Here is a 21,583-nt window from a genome sequence, read left to right as displayed (position 1 = left end):
GGGTACCACATCGCTGCGCGATGTGCAAGTGGGGCGGTCGCTGCGCTCCCGCTGGCCCTCGCGATGCGAGGGCGGTCACCTCCGCTGCGCTCCGGTGACCGGTGGGGCCGGCCGCTGCGCGCCCGGCTGGCCGCGCATCGCGCGGCCGTGGCTGGCGGGGTGTCAGGTGCGGCTAGTGGGGCCTCCAATCCGAGAGTTGGGGAGTGCTTCGCACTCCTGGGCGGGTCCGCTGCGCTCCCCCGCCTGACGGTCCTTCCGGCTGCGCCTCCAGAACCTTGGGGCCCGCTGGCGCGGGCCGGGCTGGCTACGAAGGGTGGGGGTCGCTCGTTCGTGTGGGTTCCAGTGTAGCGTGTGCATCAGGTTGATGCAGCATGTACCGTTGGCGGAAACACGGGACACCCCTCAACCATCCGTGCGGGGCTCGGGAAGCGAGGACCCTTTGAATCCGTTGGGCTTCGAAAGGCGCTTTGAAGCGCGAAAGCAAATCCATCGTGAGGTTAGCGGAATGACGGTGGGGCAGATTCACGAACTCTGGGTGGCCGCTGGCGGCCTGGAGAATCGGGAGAACCAGCCTCAACCACTCAGCACGGAGGACCGGCTGGCAGCGGTCCGGCGTAACGAGCTGAAGCGCATCTGGACCCTGATGACCGAGGACGGGTGGCAGACCTACTCCCCTGAAAGCGACCCGGATGTACACCGCTGGCGCCATGCGCAGCAGGAGCGTCAAGCACGCGAGAGCGATGCGGCCGCGGAGCCGGGGCGGGCCCGGGTAAACCGCTACCGGATCGTGGGGCAGCGGACTGATCCGGAGCACCCGGGCGCTGCCGTGCTGACCCACTACGCCTACGGCCGGTCGGTCGAAAGTGCCCTCGCGAAGGCCCGGAAGCGGCTGGAGAAGCCGGACGGTCTGTACGGGGACCAGGGCCTGTACCGCGTGGTGGAGGTGGTGGAGGAGAGCCTGGACAGCGAGCTCTGGCAGCAGGAGGAGGCCCGCAGGCGGTACCTGACCGCCATCCTGGAGAACGCCACCACTACGGTGCGCGGCCGTGAGCTGGAGGACCCGGACGCGGACCTGGTGAGCCGCCTGGACGACTTCTTCACCCGCGCCGTCACCTTCCCTGATCCGCATACCCCCGGCGTACATCCCCGGCCCCACCAGGCCACGTTCGGCTGGACCAGCGAGCAGCCCTACATCGAGCACGCCAGTGACCCCGGCCGCGCCCTGGCCCTGTTCCTCCTGGCCTACTTGGACCACTACGGCCTGTACTTGGGGGCAGCCGTCCGCGCCGGTGACCATCCCGATGCGCAGCCGGTGGACGGGGGCCGCCCTTCTGCCCGCGAGGCAGAGGGAGGCGAGGCGCCGACGGAACTTGTCGAGCGCGTCCTGGACATCTGCGGGCAGCACTACGCGGCCGTGACCGGCACCAGCTCCGACCAGTGGGACCAGGAGTCGGCCCGGGAAGTCGTGGGCATCGCCTTGCGGACCGTTCGCATGGCGGAGCGGGACGCCTACCCGCAGACCCTGGAGACGTACCTGCACGAGCGCAGGGCGCGGCTGGAGCGGCTGTGGCAGCGCTACGAGCCCGGCGGCATGTTCGCGGGCGAGATCGTTCTCATGGACCTGCCCGGGTGCTTCGTGCTGTGCGAGAGGATCGACAGCACCCCGCTCTGGCTCGAAGGAATCTGGACGCAGGAAGGCCGGGAGGAAACCGCGCTGGAAAGGCTTCGGAACGCCTGGCTGTACGACACGGCGGAAAAGGACGGACGATGAGCAGGATTCCGCTCAAGAAACACCAGGTCGCCCAGAAGTCGGCCTTTCGTAGGTGGGTCGGATTCCCTGCAAGGTCATCTGTGCCCCCACAGGGTGCCCGTGGCACGATCGTGTCAGCGACCGGCTCCGGCAAAACGATCATGGCCTCTGCGTGCGCGTTGGAGTGCTTCCCCGAGGGCCGGATCCTCGTGACCGTGCCGACCCTGGATCTGCTCGTGCAGACCGCTCAGGCGTGGCGGGCGGTGGGGCACCGCTCCCCCATGGTCGCGGTGTGCTCGCTGGAGAACGACCCGGTGCTGAACGAGCTGGGGGTGCGCACCACCACCAACCCGATCCAGCTCGCGCTGTGGGCTGGGCACGGGCCGGTCATCGTGTTCGCCACGTACGCCTCTCTCGTGGACCGCGAGGATGTCGAGGACCCGATGGGCCAGCGGAAGGTTCGCGGGCCGCTGGAGGCAGCTCTGGCGGGCGGAGAGCGCCTGTACGGCCAGCGCATGGACGGTTTTTCGCTCGCCATAGTGGATGAGGCGCACGGAACCGCAGGTGATCTGGGGAGGCCGTGGGCGGCGATCCACGACAACGCCCGTATCCCCGCCGACTTCCGGCTGTACCTGACCGCGACCCCGCGCATCCTCGCCGCGCCACGGCCGCAGAAGGGCGCGGACGGCCAGGAGGTGGAGATCGCGACCATGGGCCAGGACTCGGAAACCTACGGGCCGTGGCTGGCTGAGCTTGGGCTGAGCGAGGCGATCGAGCGCGCGATCCTTGCCGGGTTCGAGATCGACGTGCTGGAGATCCGCGACCCCTCCCCGGTCCTCGGGGAATCGGAGGAGGCGCAGCGGGGCCGGCGCCTGGCGTTGTTGCAGACGGCGCTCCTGGAGCACGCCGCGAGGTGGAACCTGCGCACCGTGATGACTTTCCATCAGAAGGTGGAGGAGGCGGCGGCGTTCGCGGAGAAGATGCCGGAGACGGCCGCGGAGCTGTACATGAATGACGCCTCCGACGACGACCTGGCGGCCGCGGACCGGCTCCCCGCATCGTCGATCGACGCGGAGTTCTACAAGCTGGAGGCTGGCCGCCACGTCCCACCGGACCGGGTGTGGTCGGCGTGGCTGTGCGGCGACCACCTCGTTGCCGAACGCCGCGAGGTGCTGCGGCAGTTCGCCAACGGCATCGACGCGGCCGGCCGCCGGGTCCACCGCGCGTTCCTCGCGAGCTGTCGCGTGCTCGGGGAAGGCGTCGACATCACCGGCGAACGGGGCGTGGAAGCCGTCTGCTTCGCCGACACCCGCGGCTCCCAGGTCGAGATCGTGCAGAACATCGGCCGCGCGCTCAGGTTGAACCGCGACGGCAGCACGAAGGTCGCCCGCATCATCGTGCCGGTGTTCCTGGAGTCCGGCGAGGACCCGACTGACATGGTCGCCTCCGCCAGCTTCCGCCCCCTTGTAGCGGTCCTCCAGGGACTCCGCAGTCATGATGAACGACTCGTTGAGCAGCTCGCCTCCCGCGCCCTCACCAGCGGCAAACGCAAGGTCCACGTCCAGCGCGACGAGAACGGCCAGATCATCGGCGCCGACGGCTCGGGCGACGGCGAGGACCAGGAGCACGACGACACCCAGGCCGCCGCCGAATCCGCCCTGCTCCACTTCTCCACTCCCCGGGACGCAGCCACGATCGCAGCGTTCCTGCGCACCCGCGTCTACCGGCCGGACAGCCTCGTCTGGCTGGAGGGCTACCAGGCCCTGCTGCGCTGGCGGGCGGAAAACGAGATCACCGGGCTCTACGCCGTGCCCTACGACGTTGAGGTCGAAGTCGGAGCGACGAAGGCGTTTCCGCTTGGGCGATGGGTCCACCAGCAGCGGAAGGCGCTACGGGCCGGGGAGCTGGAGGAGCGGCGCAAGACCCTGCTGGACGCGCCGGAGGCCGGGATGGTGTGGGAGCCGGGCGAGGAGGCGTGGGAGAACAAGCTCGCCGCGCTGCGCTCGTACCGGCGCGCCACCGGGCACATGGCCCCACGTCAGGACCAGGTCTGGGGCGAGGGCGACGCGATGGTGCCCGTCGGGCAGCATGTGGCCAATCTCCGCAGGAAGGGCGGCCTCGGGAAAGACCCCGAGCGCGCGACGGTGCGGGCGGCACAGCTGGCGGCGATCGACCCAGACTGGGACTGCCCGTGGCCGCTCGACTGGCAGCGGCACTACCGCGTCCTCGCGGACCTCGTCGACGCCGACGGCCACCTGCCCGACATCGCACCCGGCGTACTGATGGACGGCGACGACATCGGACGATGGCTCGCACGGCAACGCGATGCGAGCACCTGGGCGCAGCTGTCCACCGATCAACAGGAACGGCTGTCCCAGCTGGGCGTGAAGCCCATCCAGCCGCCATCTCCGGCCCCGGCGGCCACCCGCGCGACGAAGCCGGGCAAGGCGCAGCAGGCGTTCCAGCGCGGACTTACGGCCCTCGCGCAGTGGGTGGAACGGGAAGGCCCGGACCGGCCGACGCCGCGCGGCCACGCTGAGGAGATCGCGGTCGACGGCGAGACGGAGCCCGTGACCGTCAAGCTGGGCGTATGGGTCTCGAACACCCGCGCGAGGTGGGACAAGCTCACTTGCGAGCAGCAGGCCGCCCTCGCCGCCTTGGGTGTGCCCTGGGCGAAGGCCGCAGCGGTGCCTGCCCCGTCCGGCAGCATGGACGACGGTTCCGTCCGGCCCGCGCCGTCGGACGCACAGGCGCAGGAAGACCACGGCCAGGGCGACACAGTGACGCGGGAAGAGCGCGAGACCCAGGCAGCACGGGGCCGGGCGCGGGCGCAGCGCATGAACGAGCTGATGCGCAACCACACCAAGGCACAACTGCTGCGCATGGCCTACGCGGGCGGCCTGGTGAACCACAACTCCCCCGAGAAGTGGCGCAAGGACGAAATCGCCTCCGCTGTCGTGGACATCGAGTTCCGCGCGGCCGACCGGCTCTGACCACAGCATGATGCTCTCGACGGGGCTCGCGGATGTTCGAGATCTACAGGTCGAACTCGAGGTGCTCGATGTCCGTGAAGCGGACCTCCTCCAGGGAGCCGGCACGGCGGCCGCCGTCCTGGAAGTAGACCTCCTTGAGTGCCTCAGCAGCGAGCTCCTTCAGGCGCTGCTCGGTGGCGCCCTGCTCTTGGGCGTCGAAGAGGCGGGCGGCGTACTGCGGGGGCAGGGCGACGGTCAGGTGCCGGATGCGGTCCTGGTCCGTCGACCCGATCGGCGCGGAGTAGCCGAGCCGGGCGCGGGTGTCGATGACGATGCCGCCGGTCGTCGCCGCCCGCTCCTTGGCCTTGGCCCGGATTTGCGGCTGCCAGCGCGCCTTCACCTCGCGCTCCAGGCGCGCGGCGAGGTCCGGACGCGGCTTCTTGATCTGATCCTTCACATACCGCTCGACGGTGCGCTGGGAGATCCGCAGCATCTGGGCGACCGCCTTGGTGCCGCCCAGCTGCTTGACCAGGTACCGCATCTGCGGGCCCGCGTTCTTGGGCGCCGGGCGGGTGAACGCCTTCTGCACCGCGGCGTCCAGGCCGTCCCCGAACAGGCTCATCCTCGCCCTCTCCTACTCTCCGTTGTCGACGTCGGTGACGGTGCCGTCCTTGATGTAGCGGGCGAGGTTGAGCTCCGGGGCGTTGAACCGCTCACGGACCTCCTCACCCCACAGGACGCTCTGGGTGCCCTCGTGCTTGACCAGGCCCGGGTTGATGCCGAGCTTGAAGCCGCCCGGAAGCGGCTTGCCGTCCTTGTAGGGCAGGAAGTCCAGCGGCGAGGTGCCGTTGGCGGCGTAGACGACGCAGTCGGACAGGACCGCGACCGGGTACTGGCCGGTGAACGCCGCATGCTTGACGATCTTGCGGTGCAGGTTGATCCGGGTCCGGGAGATGACCGCCGCCCGGATGTCCGGCCGCCACGTCGGACGGGACAGCGCCCGCCACGGCTGCCCGGGCTTCCAACCCTCACCGCGCGGCCGCTCGCGCAGCTTGCCCAGGCCGCCCTTCACCGTCGCCTTGACCGCAGAGACGACGATCGCCAGCTCCGGGTCACGCTCCTTGTAGCCGTCCATCGCGGCGAGGAAGTCGGCCGGCGGCAGGTCGGCGTCGACACCGAGGTCGGCCATCGTGGCGAGGAAGGCGTCGCGCAGCCGGTTGTACCAGCCGTCCAGGTATCGGCCGTTCTCGTAGCGGACGTACGCCTCGAGCGGCGTGACGTCGTAGCCGAGCTCCACCGCGTACGCCACGGTCGGCGTCGCGTACCAGGCCGGGCCCTCGGGGCGCTCGCCCTTCGGCGTGAACGGGCTGGGCAGCAGACTGCCGTCCAGGTCCGCCCACTTGTCCTTGCCGAGCTTCACCCTCGACAGGTCGACGTGCGACAGGTCGACCAGCCACGAGCCGGGCAGCTTCGCGTCGAACTCTGGTGTCTTGACGCGTGTCGGTGCGCCGAGGCCAACGACCAGGCCGTTGGCGCCGGCAGCGAAGGCCATGTTCACGTCGATGCCCACCAGGTGCCGCAGCGTGCATTCAGCATCCGTCATCGACCGCGCCCAGTCGAACGCCTCCTCGAACAACTTCTCCGCAGGTCCCCGCACGTGGAACCGCGGCAGATCCGCCAGGAGCGGGTGCCCGTCGGGGGCCTCGCACGGCGCACAGTCCACCGGGTCCTTCCCCAGCGAGCCGGGGTTGTGCTCGGAGTGCCGTCGGCCGTCGGCGTCGGGCTCGGAGGCGCGGGTCGGCGGGTGCAGCGCGGTCATCAGCTCCAGGCCGGTCACCGCGGTCGATCCCCGCGGCGTCATCACCCTCGACGCGTACACGCCCAGGACGCGGGCGAGTTCCGCGGGCGGGAGCTGTCCGGCCTCGCCCCAGTGTCGGGTGTCCAGCGCGTTCCACGACGGGATGCACAGCTGCACGCAGGCCCGCTCCGAACCCTGCGCCGGGCGGTAGATCCGCGCCCACGGCCCGAACCCGCGCTTCGTGAGCTTCCACTCCGCACGGACCAGCTGCTTGATGACCTTGTGGCCCTCCGGGATCCGCCCGGCATGCCGCTCCTCCTCGGTGAGGGCGACCGGCAGGCCGAAACGCTTAAGTGCCGCCTCGGTGAGCACCAACAGCGGGTCGGCATCCTTGCCCGGACCCGACAGCCTCGGCGCCCCGAGCTTCGCCTCCTTGAGCGTCCAGTCCACCAGGGACGGGATCGACTTGGCGGGCACGTCCAGGACCAGACCGCCGACGCAGTATGCGTATGCCTGGCCGTCTTCGACGTCGACGACCGCCAGCGGACCATTCTCAAACCGCGGATCCGTGCCATCCGTAGGAATCGCGGCGGGGGCCCCCTTCCTCGCGCCCGGACGGCTCGACGTCGACGACGGCCTGGTGGTGCGCGCCGGACGCGTCGCGGCCGCCGGGGCAGCGGCGACGGGGGCGGGGCTGGTCTGGGTGTTCTCGACTGCAGTCATGTCCGCAGCCTCGACAGCCGCATCCGCCGGGGTCGGCGAGGCGGTGACCGTGGCCGGCACCGCCGGGGCGTCCGTCTCCTCCGACGCTGAAGGCGCAGGGTAGAGCTCCGCGAGCTGGTCCAGCAGCCGGGCGTAGGCGTCGCGCTCCGGCGGGCGAGGCTCGGTCTTGCCGGACTCCCAGCCACTGACGGTTGCCCGCCGAACGTCCAGGGCTGCGGCCACTTCGTCCAGCGTCAGGCCGTGTGCCTGGCGCAGCCGCTTACGCTCCGCCGGCGGCGGCAGCACAGATCGGGACGCGACCAGCGCATCGATCCGATCGAACAACTCGGACATCGAACACCTCCTGAGCCACCACACTCTAGCCCATAAACCGTACAGATAGCGTACGTTTGCCGTACGGATAGCGCCCATAGCGTTGATCTCGCAGCTAGCGACGGGTTGGGCGTAGCGGGGGTTCGGGGCGATCCCGAGCGTGTCGGCAAGGTCGGATGGTGCGTTGTTGCTTGGGAAGTCTGTGTCCGGTCGCGTGTGCTGGTGAGCTGAGAAATGGCGGGTGACGGATCTGTTCTCCTCGTGGCCGACAGCCGGTGTCGTTCGGCTGGCCCCGCTGGCAGGTGAAACGACGCTGTCGTTTGTGAACCGGCTGGCCGCTCGCTACGCCCTCACTGTGACGGGTTTGCTGTCTGCTGTGGCGGGCCCCGGCGTGCGCGGCGTCTGGGGAAAGAGCTGTCTCTCCAGCGAGGTGTTCCTCGCGCCTGCGGTACGGCACGGACTGGCCTCCCTGTGCCAGGTGCCAGAGTCGCATCTGGCCTGGGCCTTGCCTTCCTGGGATGTGCGCCATGATGCGAAGGCGAGCGGTGACCTGCCCGGCGTGCGCTTCGCCTCCGGCAGCACGGTTCCTGCCGTCATGCTGGGATGCCGACTGTGTACGGCGACCCGGACAGGCGCCCTGTGTTCTGCCCGTCTGTACTCCGACCTGCGTTCAAGGATCTGCATCAGGCACCAGTGCTGGTCCCTCGACTCACTGGCGCTGGACAGAGTCACGCTGGTCGAAGGCCAGGTGAGCCTCGCCGGGGTACCGGAGGTGATCCGTGCGCACCAGCGCCTTCTGCGGCTGCTGCGTCGTAGGGGCTCGTGCGAGAACGCTTTTGCCGTGGCTCAGGCGGTCGTTGCCTCGTGGTGGGATGCGCGCTGGCGGGGCGAGGTGCTCTGGCCGGCGCGTCTTGGCCGTGTCCGTGCCGATCTCCCCGAGAGTGAGATACCGGTGCTCGCCCGGGACATGGTGACGTATCCCGAGGCTGTCGCGGTAACGGCGGTTCTTTGTGACCGGTTGTGGCGGCAACGCATCGTGGAGGACACGCGCGGTCAGCTGCCGCACACGCTGGCCGAGGTGCCCCGTCTGCTGACCGAGCTGGCCCACCGTCTGGACCGCCCGTGGCTAGCGAAGCAGCTCGCCTCCTCCAGCGCAGGAGCCTTGTTCGCCTGGGTGCGGGCGTGTGTGCGGCAGGGGCGCGGAACAGTGCCCGAGGAAGACGTTTGGGCGGTTCCGGTCGCGCACCGGCCGCGTGGGCTTGCGGCACAGGTGCGGGAGCTGCGCCTCCAGCAGCCCTTCGGCAGCGCTCCAGCGGCAGGAAGGCCGTCTCGTGCAGAGCAGGCGTATCAGGTCGGCTTGGCACACGCCCGTTCCTACGCGGCGCGTCACGGGAACCTCGCCGTTCCCAAGTACGGCCGTCACGAGGGATTCGCACTGGGAACGTGGCTGGCCAATCAGAGAACCGGAGCAGCGGCGCTCCCCATCGAGCGGGAACAGGCATTGCAGCGCATCGATCCCTGGTGGAATGGTCCCTGGCCGGTCTCCTGGCGACGGACGTACGACCGCGCCCTGGCGCACGTTCGCATGCATGGCCCCGTCGATGCCCCGGCAGGATTTCCCGGCACCAGTCTCGCCTTGGGCGAGTGGCTCCATGAGCAGTGTTCCCGGTTCGACGAACTGCATGTGGGCCAGCAGCGCCTGCTCGCAGACCTCGGAATCTGGCCCGCACACGCCCGCTCAGCACGCCCTCGCCGCAGGAACCTCGCCCAGGCCTTCGCTGCTGACCTGGAACACGCGCGCGCCTATGCCGCCGTCCACGGCCACCTCGCCACGTCGAAGAGCACGCAGCAGGACGGTTTCCCTCTTGGGCAATGGCTGATGAGCCAACGCAGCCGGGCCCGCATTGCGGAGAAGGAGACCGACCGGAGCCGTGCGCTGTCCGCTATCGATCCGTGGTGGAACCCGCCGTGGCCCATGGCGTGGCAGCGCGCCTACCACGAGGTCCGCAAGCAGTGCGGCAGCGCTCAGCCGTTGGTGCCGGGGGATGGCTTCGCCGGGGTGGGGGCGTCTGCCGCATCGTGGCTGTACGCGCAGTGCGCCCTGTTCGAAGAGCTCCATCCCCACCAACAGGGCCTCCTGCGCCAGATCGGCATCACAGCCGGGGCCGCACAGACGACGCAGACCGCGCAGTACCGTCCCACCGGCGTCCGGATCGACTTCGCAGTGGGCCTGGCCCACGCCAAGGACTACGCCAGCGTCCACGGCCACCTCGCGCTGCCGCACCCTGTCCATCACGACGGGTTCCCACTGGGCAGGTGGCTCGCCGGCAAGCGCGGAGAGGCCGGGGCACACGCGCGCCGCACGCCGAGCCTCTGGCCGGGCATGCAGGCACTGGCCGCTCTCGATCCGTGGTGGTTCCCTCCGTGGCCGTTCGCCTGGCAGCGCGATTACCACCGTCTGCGTCTCCTGCTCACCGCCGGCCTCGAACCACCGCCCAAGCTGCGCTCCTGGGTCAGCGAGCAGCTCGCTCAACCCCACGCCCTGTTGCCCGGCCAGCGGCGGCTCCTGCAGGAACTGAAGGTCTTCCCGGTCTGACCACGGTTACAGGTGCTCGCATCGCAGCGCTCACCCGTTCGGGTGACGGAATCGGATCACGGCGACCAACAGCCCCCCATGCACTTGGCTGTTGAATGTGAAGGGGAACGAGCACCGCAGGATGGTGCAGCAGGCTGCTGCAGGGGGCGAGAGCGCGGGAATCGAGGCCGCGTTCGCCACTGCTGCCGGGCAAGTGACGCAGCTGCCATGGGATCAGGCAGCCGCGGTGCAGTTCGAGGACCTGGCGCCCGTATCCGCGTTTCCGGTCGTGCCGGGCCGCCGGTGGGGGCCTGGCTGGTGGTGGTCGGCGACCACCGGACGGCACGTGGTGCACGGTTCGGCAGCGATGCGCACCCAACTGGTGATCCTGGACCGGGACCCGGACGTAACCGGCCTGTCCGCCCGCCCGGTACGGCTGCTGTGGCGGGATGCCGACGGGCGGGTGCGTTCGTGGGTGCCCCAGCTCTTCGCCCGGTACGCGGACGGCACCGGTCTGCTCGCCGACTGCCCCGCCAGCCCGGCCGCCGGCGGAGACAGGGCGCAGCGGGCGCGGGTGGTCCTGGAGGCGGCGTGCGCACGCGTGGGCTGGTCATACCGGCGCCTTGAGCCGCCCCCAGCGGTGGTGGCGGCAAATCTGCGGTGGCTGGCCGGCTACCGCCACCCCCGGTACCAGGGCACGCCCAGGCTTCGAGCCGCGCTGGCCGAAGCGTTCGCCGAGCCCCGCCCGCTGGCCGACGGCGCAGCTGCGGTGGGCGATTCCTTGCAGGTACTGCCGGCCGCCTATCACGCGCTGTGGTGCGGACATCTGAGGACGCCTCTTGATGAACCGCTGCACGAGCGGACGCTGATCTGCGCTGACGCAGAACGTGGTGCGGGTGTCGAAAAGCGGCTGAGCGACGTCGGCGGCGATCGGGAGAACGGGTGAGCGCAGTGGGCGGCACACACGGCAAGAGCCGACGGCCGGCGGTGGAGGTCGGCGCGCACGTCATCTACCGGGGACAGACCTGGCAGGTCGCCGCCCTGCAAGGGCCGCGGGTCTACCTGCTGCAGGAGGACGGCGCCGAAACGAGCCTGCTACTGGGGCGGTTGTTCGCCGATCCGGGCTTCGAAGTGGTGGGCGCGCGGGCACCGGACGCAGTACCGCAATGGGGGCTGTTCGAGACCGTTCCACTGGCGGCCCAGCAGCGCGCCTTGGCATGGCTCCCCCACATCCGGGAGGTGGAGACCGGGTGGCCGCATCCTGAGGGCAGCCGTGAGGGCGACCGGATGCGCGAGGAGTACGACATCGGGCGGTGGACACTGGCGCAGCGGGAGGCAGCCAAAGCACGGGAGATGACGACGCTCGGCTTCGGGGCGGTGGCGCCCACGACGGTGCAGCGCATGCGGCTCGTGTTTCGCAAGCAGGGCTTGTGGGGGCTCGTCGACAAACGGGCGGTACCGGTGCGTGGCCGTCGTCCGACGGGTTACGCCGACGAGCGGGTCGTATCAGCGGTGTTAGAGGCGCTGCGTCGCCAGCGGGGCCGTTCGAAGGGGACGGTGAAGGGGCTGCAGGTCCTGGTCGGGCAGATCCTGGAGGAGACGTACGGGCATGGGGTGGTGGAGCTCCCGTCACGGTCTTCGTTCTACCGGCTGGTGAGCGTGCTGGCCGACCCGGCCGACCGTCCGGGAGGGGCCGCGCGCACCGCTACCGCATCCGCCCGCGCTTCGTCGTCGCTGGTGGTGCTGCGGCCCGGCGAGCAGGTGCAGATCGACACCACCCGCCTGGACATCATGGCCGTCCTGGAGGACGGCAGCCTCGGACGGCCTGAGCTCAGTATCGCCGTGGATGTCGCCTCACGGTCGATCCTTGCCGCGGTGCTGCGTCCGCACGGCACCAAGGCCGTGGACGCGGCACTGCTGTTGGCGGAGATGGCTGTTCCCCGTCCGGCCCGGCCGACGTGGCCCGTTGCGTTGCAGCTGTCACGGGCCGAGGTGCCCTATGAGCGGATGCTGTCGTTGGACCAGCGGCTTGAAGGTGCGGCCGCCCGGCCGGTGATCGTGCCGGAGACGATCGTTGTCGACCGGGGGAAGATTTATATTTCGGAGAGCTTCGTTGCGGCGTGCGAGACGCTCGGCGTGAGCGTGCAGCCGGCTCCGCCGCGGCGGCCGCAGGCCAAGGGCGTGGTGGAACGGACCTTCGGGTCGATCAACGATCTGTTCTGCCAGCACGTGGCCGGCCACACCGGATCCAGCGTGGTGCGCCGTGGCCGGGACACAGCGGCTGAGGCGCAGTGGACTATCCCTCAGCTGCAGGACTTCCTGGATGAGTGGATCGTGTGCGGGTGGCAGAACCGACCTCACGAGGGGCTGCGCCACCCGGTGCTGCCCAAGACGGCACTCACGCCGAACCAGATGTGGGCTGCGTTGATCGCCGTATGCGGGTATGTTCCCGTGCCTTTGAGTGGGGCGGACTACCTCGAGCTGCTGCCCGTGCGCTGGCAGCCCATCACCGAACGCGGCATCCGCATCGACTACCGCACCTACGACCATGGCGTCCTCGATCCCCACCGCGGCCAGTGCTCCGATGCCCTCGCCAGGGACGGCAAGTGGGAGGTCCACCACAACCCCCACGATGCCCGCCAGATCTGGGTCCGTCTGAGCGACGGACGGCTCCACGAGATCCCCTGGATCCACCGCGACCACGTCCACCGGCCCTTCGGCGAACAGGTGTGGCGCCACATTCGAAGCGAAGCCGCACAACGAGCGGACCGTGAGCAGCATGAGGCGGATCTGGCCGAGGCCCTCGACCAGCTGCTTCGCCGCACCCGCAGCTCAGCCGGGATGGCACCGAAACGCAGAGGCCGCAAGCCTCCCATCACCGCGCCCGGGGCTGCGGACGTACTCCCCGGGCTGGGAGCCGGGCTGCCGGCACCACGACGGCCCGGTGACGCCGAACCCGGGGAGCCCGGGGCTGCAGCGAGGACCAGCCAGGGTGCTGTGCCCGCTGGGGCAGAGCTGGCGCAAGCGCCGTGGACAGGGCTGGTGCCGGATGACCAGTGGGGCGAGAGCCTGGACGGTCTCGCCGCCACCGCCCCGCCTGCCGGGCCCAGCAGGGACCAGCCGGAAGAGGCGGGCGCGGGTGCGTCGTCAACCGGTGCCGGTACCGGCGGATACGGACTGTGGGACGCCGAAGCGGAGGCCGATCAGTGGTGAGCGGCCCACCGACGAGGGAAGAAGGCACCGATGGACGGTCCCGCCGCCACGGCACATCGACCGGCGGAGTCCCAGGTGAGCGCCAAGGACGTCTCGAACAGCGACGGACAGCCGGGAGCGGTGACCGTGTGGGACGGATTCGCCCGGTTCGCCACCACCCCGGTAGCTGCTCCTCCCCTGCCCGGAGAGCCTGCCCGCAGTCTGGCCGAACGTCTCAGCTATCACTCGCGGTTCGTCACCGTGCGCACTCCGGCCATCGACACGCTCGCCAAGCAAGTACGCACCATGATGATCCTGGGCCGCCACCAGCAGGTCACCGCACGCCCGTCCCTGATCGTCACCGGTCCGGCCGGGGCGGGGAAAACCACCGCGCTGCTCCAGGTCGGGCGGGCCTGCCACCTGGCCCACACCCACCGCCACGGCGACATGGCAGTGGCCGGGCAGGCCCCGGTCGCCTACGTGCTGGTCCCTCCCGCCGCCAGCGCCAAAACCCTCGCCCTCGAATTCGCCCGCTACCTCGGCATCCCGGTGACCGCCCGCATGTCCCAGGCCCAGATCGTCAACAGCGTCTGCCACACCTACACAACGGCCGGCGTAAAACTGGTGATGATCGACGAGATCCACCGGCTCAACCCCCGCACCACCACCGGCGCCCAGAGCGCCGACCTGCTCAAAGACCTCACCGAACGCATCGGCGCGACCTTCGTGTACGCGGGCATCGACGTGGCCGCCACCCCGCTGTTCGCCGGGGTGCGCGGGGCGCAACTCGCCGCACGCGCCGCTCTCATCGACTGCGACAGCTTTCCCGCACGCCTGGGCGAACACGAGCCCTTTCACGATCTGATCCGCGCACTGGAGAACGCACTCGACCTGCGCCACCACCAGGCCGGGAGCCTCGTGAAGCTGGCGCCCTACCTTCACCAGCGCACCGCCGGACAGATCGGATCCCTCACCCGCCTCATCCGCCAAGCAGCCATCACCGCCCTGCTCGAGGGCACCGAACGCATCACCAAAACCACCCTCGACCACATCCGCCTGGACCACCTCGCCGAACAGCACTACCGGCCCCGCACCCGAACCACCGTCCGGTGACCCAGACGGAACTCACGGACGGCCTGGCGGCCGTGACCGGCGCCGCACCCTACGGCGCGTCCGTCGCAGGCGCGCGGGTTACGCAGAGCCTTTCCGTCGCGCCGGGCGTGCTCCGGGTACGGCCGCTGCCAGGCGAAGCGGCCGCCTCCTACCTGGAACACCTCGCCCACGCCTACCGATTGACGGTGCCCCAACTCCTCGACGGCATCGGCATCACGGTCCACGGACACGGCGTCTACCCCACAGCCGAACTGAGTCTGTCTCCCACCGCGGCCTGCCTCGCGGCGGACGCAGCCCGCATCCGCCTGGACTCCCTCACCCGCGCACTGCCTGGCCTGCCCCCAAACTGCACCGCGAGTGCCGGCCCGGCCACCGCACGCTGGAAGCCCCTGGAAAGGCAGCAGCAGGCTGTAGCCGCCTGCACCATGTGCGTTCGCCACCGCCGCCCCAGCGCCCCGGACACCGCGTGGATCCACCGACCCTGGCACCGGCTGGTCTGCCCACGTCACCAGCAAGCCGCACCCGACCCCCGACTCACCACACCCCTCCGCACCGAGATCGCGCCCGAACTCACCGCAGCCTGCTACGCCCACCAACGCCTGAAACGTCACCCCCGTGCTGCAAGCGCCTGGATGACAGCACGCGCGATCACCACCCGCTGGTACGACCACCAGCAACACCTGGCCGACCGCTGGCAGAGCCGCCTCAACCTGCTCACCGCAGCCAACCCCCACCTTTCCCCAACCAGCAGCGCCTCCCCCGCACTCCTGGCCCGTGATCTGGTGATCTACCCCGAAACCGTCGCCCTCGCCCGCACCCTGGCCACGCTCCCCCGCAAGCGACCGCCGAACCCGGCCCACGACGCTCTCACCGCGATCGCCCGCCGGCTCGGACTCGACACCCTAACCCCCACCGCCCACGACCCACTGGGCGCCTACCTCACCCACACACGCCCCTGACCAGCAACAACGAACACCCCACACGAACACAGCCCCGCAGCCACCCAACTGCGTGCCACCACACCCACAACAAAACCAAGATCAATCCCACACGACTACAAAACCCCAGACCAACACCCCGAACAACCAAACCGAACACCCCACCACCCCACCCCTGACACCACCCCCTGACGCCCACACCACACACCCAAATCCCCACCAGAAACACAAAACAGCAAGCCATAACAACCCGACCACCGCAGACCCAACGACCCGTCACAGCAGCAGGAGCGGCTGTCCCAGCTGGGCATCACGCCCGCTGAGACGACGTCTCCCGCCCCGGCCGCCAAGGGTGCGACGAAGAGCCAGGGCAAGGCGCAGCAGGCGTTCCAGCGCGGCCTGGCAGCCCTCGCGCAGTGGGTGGAACGGGAAGGCGCCCACCGGCCGGTGCCAAGGGGCCACAGTGAAGAGATCGCGGTCGACGGCGAGGCGGAGCCGGTGGTCGTGAAGCTGGGTGTGTGGGTCTCGAACACCAAAACGAGGCGGGACAAACTCACACAGGACCAGCGGAACGCGCTGCGTGGCCTGGGCGTGGGGTGGGCGTAATACCGTCGCTCAGCCCTCGAGCCGGATCTGGCGAGGCCTGGGACAGGCTCTCGGGCCTCATCTCGGTTGACCTTGAGCGTCCCTTGCTCAGCGTCTCCCAGGCCGCCTCATGCGGCTGGTGAGGAGAGGGGTGGTGGGTGCTCGATGGTCCAGCGCCGCTCGATGTTCTGATGGGGTGGGAAGACGTCGTAATGGAGGATGTACTCAGGAGGGGAGTGGGTTTGCCCCTCCCACGGCATCGGCTGTCTGGGGCCGGTCGGCTTCCAGTGCCTCCTCCAAGGATCGTGCTGCGGATGGTGGACGATGAACTGGTCGGCTACGTCGTAGGCCACCTGTACGAGCGCCATGCCGATCATGCCTTCGGCGTGCATCAAGTGGTCTACGCGCTTATGCGGATCGGTCTCTTGGGCGGAGGGACCGGGCAGGAACAGGAAGCGATGCGGATCAAGCGGGAGCATGATGTCGCTCAATGCGGCGGCACGTACCTGGTCTTCATCGTCCGGGCGGTTCCAGATGACGACTGGAGTGTCGCTGGTCAGTAGGCACATGTCGCTGAAGCCGAGCGCCCACGGCCGGGCTTCCAGGGTGAGCGCCAGCGTGACGATGTGCTCCACGATGTAGCGCAGGTGGGGGTTGTTTTCAGCAAGCTTCTGCACCTCCAAGGGGAGCCCGGCGAGGTCTGGTGCCTCTGCTTGCCGGTGGGTGAGGCGCTTGCGCTGCCGGGTGGTGCGCAGTATCTGGGCAGCCATCCACCATGCGAGAGCATGGCGCTGAGCTGGGTCCAACGGCCAGTTCAACGTGAGAGCCCAGTGAGGGTCGTCTAGTAGAACCTTCAGCACCGTCTCGGCGCGGCCTTCGAGGTGAGTGAACAACTCCTCGGCAGCGTGGTGAGGTACGCCGGTACTGCTGATGCCCCAGTAGTAGCCGGTCTCGGCACCGATGCTTGTAGGCGTCACCAGAAACGGCTCGTCGACCTTGTCCAGCCGACGCACCTTCAGCTCGTACTTGCGGCGTTTCACGTGCTGAGCGAAGTGCCTCAGATACATCTGCGGCACTGTGTGATCTCTGGTTCCGCCTGCCTTGGCCGCGCGTTTTCCCGACGACGCCTTACCCACCGGCTGCCCTCCCCTGTATGGCTGTCTGTGCCAGTCATACACGGACCCAAGCAGGGAGTGTCGGCGGATTTCTGCGGGGCAGCGCGGACTGTCTACTGGCTGGCCTGGTGCTGTGACTCGGCATGCTGGGCGAGCGCGTTGAGGGCGTCGCCGGTCATCGTGAGTACCTGCACGAATTGTTCATCTGGTCTCAGTCCGTCCAGGCTGGCGCGTGTCAGCGTGGCATGCCAGTCCTTGCCGCGCAGATGGGCGGGACCGGTGGAGCGCAAGCCTTGCAGGACGCGCAGCGGGCGGATGAGCGTGTCGCTGTCTGCGCCGCTGGAGGAGACCCAGGCTTCGAGGCAGTTGATGCTTTGCGCCTTGGAGTCGGTCACTCCGGGAAGACGCCGGAGCGCCTTGACGTCCAGGTAGTCGATGATGCCCTTGGCGAGCAGGAGTATGAGGGTGTCGGCTTCGTGCTGCTCGCTGCTGGTGGGCATGTGCAGGCCCTCGAAGGCGATCTGGTCGGCGGGATGCCATGGCTTGTAGACCGTTTGTCCCAGAAGCGCGGCCAGGGCGGTGCTGAAGTGCTCCCGTGCGGCGAACAGTCGGCGTAGCGGGTCGGGTGGCCCATCGGTCCACCGGCCGAGGATGTCGCGTTCGAAACGGCCCTTGTCAATGCCCCCGTTGGGAGGGACGTTGAAGCTGAGCCAGTGATCGCGTTCTTCGGCCGGCAAGTCGCGTCCGAGGTCTCCGAGGTAGACCTCGATGAGGCCGTCAGGGTTGGTACCGATGGAGATTGCCCACAGTCCCAGGCAACTGAGCCGGCCGTGCTCGATGCGGTAGCGGGACGGCTGGGAGGTGTACCGGTTGAGGACCTCACGCCGGAAGTAGACCCGGGTCAGGTAGTGCGGGGTGCCGCGGTCGGTGAAGTAGTCGCTCAGCTTGTCCGGGTCACACGTGGAGATGATGCGCTCCCCGGTGTCGGGGTCGACAGCGACCGTAAATTCCGGGAAGCGTCGTTCGGAGGGGTGCGGGCGGGCCAGGTCAACGGGTGCCGCGTCAATCGGTAGCACGATCTGCTTCCCGACCAGCCGTACGAAACCCGGACGATCTACTGAGTGGATGTCCCCGCTATGGAAGGCGAAGTGCCGCACCTCGGAGCGGTCGACTCCGTCGATCGCCGGGTCGGGGACGTAATCGAGTCGGGTGATCCGGTCGTGCTGGATCACCAGCAGGCGGCTGCGCACGGCTAGGTATCGACGTAGGGGCAGAGCCGCGACGTCAATGCGCAGCTCGGTGTTAGTGCGGCGAGTACGCACCAGTTCGTGGTCACGGCCGGCGTCGTCGAGGTAGTACCAGGAACCGTCGCTCCTGGGTATGGCGTCGAAGTACCACAGGAACGAGGGGGTGAACTCCAGTGTCGGTTCGGCGAGCCCGTGATGGGTTCGGCGCTGTACGAAGAACTCCGCGTGCTCCTCTTCGTCTCGCAGTCCTTCTTCGAAGACCGTGCGCTGCTCCGGGTAGAAGGTGCTGATCCCAGCGGCGCCGATCGCTGCCTGATTCCAGGTGTACTCCTGCAGGGCATGTTCCCGTGCCTCAGGACGGGTCAGGTAGCTGCTGATCCTCCAGTCAAAACGTTCTTGAGCAGGCCTTCCAAGGACCGTGACCCACTCGGTGGGCGTGGCGGTGAGCGGAGCCAGATAGCCGTCCGGCATCGCTTCTTCAGGAAGGTCGTCGGAGCTTCCGCTGCTGTAGATCATCGCCACGACCACGAGTGTAGAAAAGGGGAGGCCGGCCCGGCGCACGGTTTTCGTCCGAACGGTATCTCAGCGTGGGCTGCCACTCGCAGCGGTGCGACAGCTGGCGAGCGGCCCGGATGTCGTCCCGCCCGCCCATGTCCTTGCTCTTCCTTCGTGGACGTTCACGCTACGCACCGTCGTCGATGTGCAGCGTCCAGCGAGACGTGAAGCCGCTGTGGGATCCGAGCCGGGTGGCAAGTCCGCGCAGCGCCGCGTAGCCGTCGCCGCGTTCATCAGTGTTGCCGGCGCAGAGGAGCTGTTCGCAGGGATCGATGAGGTGGGCTTGGACAAGCCCAGGTCCGTCGTGGTCCACCGTGCTCGCCCACCAGTCGCAGCCAGTCCGGGTAAACGTGACGAGCTGAGCTGCGTCTTCTCCTGCGTGCTGGCAGGTGTCGCGGGCGTGATGGATGGCCAAGCCGGCGCGACGCAGTTCCCGCGCGAGAATGCCGACGCTGTGGGCCGGGGTGTTGGCGAGCCGGTCGCGTGCTGCGCGGGCCAGCTCAGAAAAGGCATAGGACTCGTAGCCGGGGAGGTTGGTGGCGAGGAGGCTTCGGACTTCGTCGGTGCCGAAGAGTTCTGCGACCCGATCAGTGCTCGATCTCATGGTGGTCCTTCTTGTCGGCCCCGCGCCGGTCACCACCGTCCTCCGCGAGTGGCTCTCGCACAACAGTGAGTCATGTGACCGTGGCCACAGCACGGCGGCCGACTGGGCCTGGATGGGTGCGGCGCCCAGGCGATACAGGCCTCCATCCAGCAGGACTCTCCCGCCTCACCCCCTTGGTAGGACTCGGTACAGAAGGACAGCACCGGGGCGCTGGCGACGTCCGTCCTGACGCGCGCCGCCAGCTTGTCGCCGGTGCCCCTAACGGGCTCGTAGCCTGCGTCAGCCGGCGCTGTCCTGAGAATGCAGAAACCGGCAGGCGGGGGCGGGCGATGCGGGAGAACTGACGCTACGAACTGCGGGGTGCCGGCCCTGCCGACTGGCCGCTTGGGGAGGCGGACTTGGGACAGATCGAGCAGGGACTGGAGCGCGCGTTACGCACCCGGCCCATTCCCTCAAGCACTGAGGCCCGCCTGCGATTTCTGCTGGCGAGGAACCGGGGTTCCACCCGGAAGGTGGCCACGGTTCTGGGGGTCTCGCAGCGCACTGTGCAGCGGTGGGTGTCAAAGAGAGCCGAGGCACGTCGTCCGCCGGGTCCGCTGCAGGTCCGTGCGATCGAGGAAGCGGTTCTGGCTCGATGGCAGCCCCGGGTCCGGGCCCGTCGGCGTGCCCAGGCAGAGGCGGATGGCTTCGTCTTCCATACCCGCGCGCGATTCGGGTTCGCGGCTCCTGCGGGGTCCTCGGACGATCCGCGGGTGCGGTGGATCACCCAGGACCTGCCGGGGGAGGTAGCCCGGGAGCTGTTCGCCGCCCGGGATGCCGGCGCAGGCGAGCAGCAGCAGACGGTGATACTCGCCCGTGCGCTGGGACACGCCTACTTTCGCGAGTGGGGCCGCCGGGCCCACGGCCTGCACGTGGCTTTCAGTGACGTCGAGTTCGCCGACTTCTCGATCGGCTGAGCCTGGCCCATCGAGCGAGCACTGCAGGGTGGTCAGCGTTGCGACGGCCTGGCGCGCCTGGCCGGTATCGCTTCGTACCTCTCTGCTTCCTGCCGCTCGCGCCAGTCCCACTCCACACGCCCGACCGGGCCTTTGCGGCGGGCTGTGGGCGGCTGGGGCGGGCGCAGTCTGGCCGTCTCTGCCATGTGTAGCAGGTGCCCGCGGTCACCTGGCGCGGCGAGCAGCTCCTGGTCCTCGCCGGAGAGGAGCCGGGTGAAGCAGGCCGCGGCCCGCAGGAAGACGCCCGCCCAGGACGGTACGGGGTAGGCGGCGCAGCCGTCGGTGTAGCGGGCTCGGTCGTGCAGGGCGAGTGTGGCTGCGGCGTCGTCGTAGTCGCGGGGGCGTGCGGTGACAAGTTGTTGAAGGGAGGCGCCGGTGAACAGAGCAGCGGTGAGGGCCGCGGCCAGGCGAGGGTGTGCGGTCGCCGTGTGCAGCCGTTGGGCGACTCGCTGGGCGGTGGGCGCGGTGAGAGGCACGGGCGGTGGCCGGTGCCGCCAGGCGATCGGCGGTGGCGTGCACGGGTCGGCGCAGGGGCGGGGGCTGTCGTAGGAGACGAGGCGGTCAAGTGCCGGCAGGGTGAGCCACCGGCTGGCTGGCGCGGCGGGCTCGTCTGGGGGCGGGGGTTCGGCGATAGGCGTGCCGTAGTAGTGGCGGCGGGCAGCCTCGATGTCGGCGGTGACGGAGTAGTCGGCCGTCCGCAGAGCCTGGTGCAGAGCGGCGGGAAGGTGAGGGCGGTGGCAGACCAGGGTCAGGTGGATACCGGTGCAGGCCTGTAGCTGCAGAAGGCGCATCGTGCGGCGGGCGGTGAGGCGATGAGCGCGCAGGACGGTCAGCCGGGTGACGGGCAGGGCGGTCATCCAGGCCGTGGCGGCTTCCCAGGCGGGCTGGCGGCCGCCGGGAAAGCGGCCCGGGAGCAGGGGCGGTTTACCCAGGGCGACGAGAAGGTCGTGGGCGAGGCCGGTTTCGCTGGTGGTGCCCGGGCCGGGGTGCAGGGTGATCCGGCCGGACGGCGGATGGTGTGCGGCCAGAGCGGTGTGCGTGTGCAGCGTGTCGTCGTGACGGTCGAGAACCACGGTGACGGACGGCAGCGGCGGGGCGGGAGGCATGGA

14 protein-coding genes and 1 pseudogene are annotated in these 21,583 nt (G+C 69.3%); 9 read left to right on the top strand and 6 right to left on the bottom strand.

Translation table 11 applies throughout. From position 1 onward, the window contains the following. The first annotated feature begins 505 nt into the window (after window positions 1–505). Together ACFWBB_RS30460 and ACFWBB_RS30455 are read left to right on the top strand one after the other, a co-directional pair. Window positions 506–1,771 carry a hypothetical protein gene (locus ACFWBB_RS30460; protein WP_385278696.1) on the top strand — a complete coding sequence of 422 codons (1,266 nt, stop codon included), beginning with the start codon at window positions 506–508 and terminating at the stop codon, window positions 1,769–1,771. Next, window positions 1,768–4,743 (top strand): Helicase associated domain protein, encoded by a 2,976-nt coding sequence (locus tag ACFWBB_RS30455; protein ID WP_385278694.1) that lies wholly within the window; start codon window positions 1,768–1,770, stop codon window positions 4,741–4,743. The genes ACFWBB_RS30460 and ACFWBB_RS30455 overlap by 4 nt, the downstream gene beginning before the upstream one ends. A 43-nt stretch (window positions 4,744–4,786) precedes the next feature. Here ACFWBB_RS30455 and tpg (ACFWBB_RS30450) read toward each other — a convergent pair whose 3' ends face one another. Then, the gene (gene tpg / locus ACFWBB_RS30450; protein ID WP_385278692.1) at window positions 4,787–5,344 is read right to left on the bottom strand and encodes a telomere-protecting terminal protein Tpg; all 558 of its coding nucleotides are present in this window, start codon (window positions 5,342–5,344) and stop codon (window positions 4,787–4,789) included. 12 nt (window positions 5,345–5,356) lie between these two features. After that, window positions 5,357–7,576, bottom strand: coding sequence for a telomere-associated protein Tap (tap, locus tag ACFWBB_RS30445; RefSeq protein WP_385278690.1), 2,220 nt, complete (start codon window positions 7,574–7,576; stop codon window positions 5,357–5,359). A 220-nt stretch (window positions 7,577–7,796) separates the two neighbouring features. Between tap and ACFWBB_RS30440 the strand changes: the two genes are divergently transcribed. The 6 genes and pseudogenes from ACFWBB_RS30440 to ACFWBB_RS30415 form a co-directional block, all read left to right on the top strand. Further along, window positions 7,797–10,151 (top strand): Helicase associated domain protein, encoded by a 2,355-nt coding sequence (locus ACFWBB_RS30440; RefSeq protein WP_385278688.1) that lies wholly within the window; start codon window positions 7,797–7,799, stop codon window positions 10,149–10,151. Between the two features lie 121 nt (window positions 10,152–10,272). Then, window positions 10,273–11,076, top strand: a complete 804-nt coding sequence (locus tag ACFWBB_RS30435) for a TnsA-like heteromeric transposase endonuclease subunit (protein WP_385278686.1) — start codon at window positions 10,273–10,275, stop codon at window positions 11,074–11,076. Window positions 11,077–11,081: 5 nt separating this feature from the next. Next, window positions 11,082–13,343, top strand: coding sequence for a transposase (locus tag ACFWBB_RS30430; RefSeq protein ID WP_385278712.1), 2,262 nt, complete (start codon window positions 11,082–11,084; stop codon window positions 13,341–13,343). A gap of 120 nt (window positions 13,344–13,463) precedes the next feature. Then, window positions 13,464–14,435 (top strand): TniB family NTP-binding protein, encoded by a 972-nt coding sequence (locus tag ACFWBB_RS30425; protein WP_385278710.1) that lies wholly within the window; start codon window positions 13,464–13,466, stop codon window positions 14,433–14,435. Further along, entirely contained in the window at window positions 14,432–15,394 is a 963-nt protein-coding gene (locus ACFWBB_RS30420) for a TniQ family protein (RefSeq protein WP_385278684.1), read from the top strand. The genes ACFWBB_RS30425 and ACFWBB_RS30420 overlap by 4 nt, the downstream gene beginning before the upstream one ends. Window positions 15,395–15,652: 258 nt before the next feature. Continuing rightward, a pseudogene (locus ACFWBB_RS30415) lies at window positions 15,653–15,979 on the top strand (helicase associated domain-containing protein); the annotation flags it as partial. Between the two features lie 107 nt (window positions 15,980–16,086). On the opposite strand, the gene ACFWBB_RS30410 reads toward ACFWBB_RS30415, so the two are convergent. The 3 genes from ACFWBB_RS30410 to ACFWBB_RS30400 form a co-directional block, all read right to left on the bottom strand. Beyond that, a complete protein-coding gene (locus ACFWBB_RS30410; protein ID WP_385278708.1) occupies window positions 16,087–17,034 on the bottom strand; it encodes a DUF4238 domain-containing protein in 948 nt (315 codons plus the stop codon). A gap of 152 nt (window positions 17,035–17,186) precedes the next feature. Continuing rightward, window positions 17,187–18,836, bottom strand: a complete 1,650-nt coding sequence (locus ACFWBB_RS30405; RefSeq protein ID WP_385278706.1) for a hypothetical protein — start codon at window positions 18,834–18,836, stop codon at window positions 17,187–17,189. Between the two features lie 166 nt (window positions 18,837–19,002). After that, window positions 19,003–19,479, bottom strand: a complete 477-nt coding sequence (locus ACFWBB_RS30400) for a hypothetical protein (protein WP_385278682.1) — start codon at window positions 19,477–19,479, stop codon at window positions 19,003–19,005. Between the two features lie 398 nt (window positions 19,480–19,877). Between ACFWBB_RS30400 and tpg (ACFWBB_RS30395) the strand changes: the two genes are divergently transcribed. Next, a complete protein-coding gene (gene tpg, locus ACFWBB_RS30395) occupies window positions 19,878–20,435 on the top strand; it encodes a telomere-protecting terminal protein Tpg (protein WP_385278680.1) in 558 nt (185 codons plus the stop codon). 32 nt (window positions 20,436–20,467) lie between these two features. Here the strand turns inward: tpg (ACFWBB_RS30395) and ACFWBB_RS30390 are convergent, their stop codons facing one another. Further along, window positions 20,468–21,580 carry a hypothetical protein gene (locus ACFWBB_RS30390; protein WP_385278678.1) on the bottom strand — a complete coding sequence of 371 codons (1,113 nt, stop codon included), beginning with the start codon at window positions 21,578–21,580 and terminating at the stop codon, window positions 20,468–20,470. Window positions 21,581–21,583 lie beyond the last annotated feature (3 nt).

The sequence above is a fragment of the Streptomyces sp. NPDC060000 genome (assembly GCF_042737375.1).
GTDB lineage: Bacteria > Actinomycetota > Actinomycetes > Streptomycetales > Streptomycetaceae > Streptomyces.
Note: the sequence above shows the minus strand (reverse complement) of the source record. Positions and strands in the feature narration are given on the sequence as shown.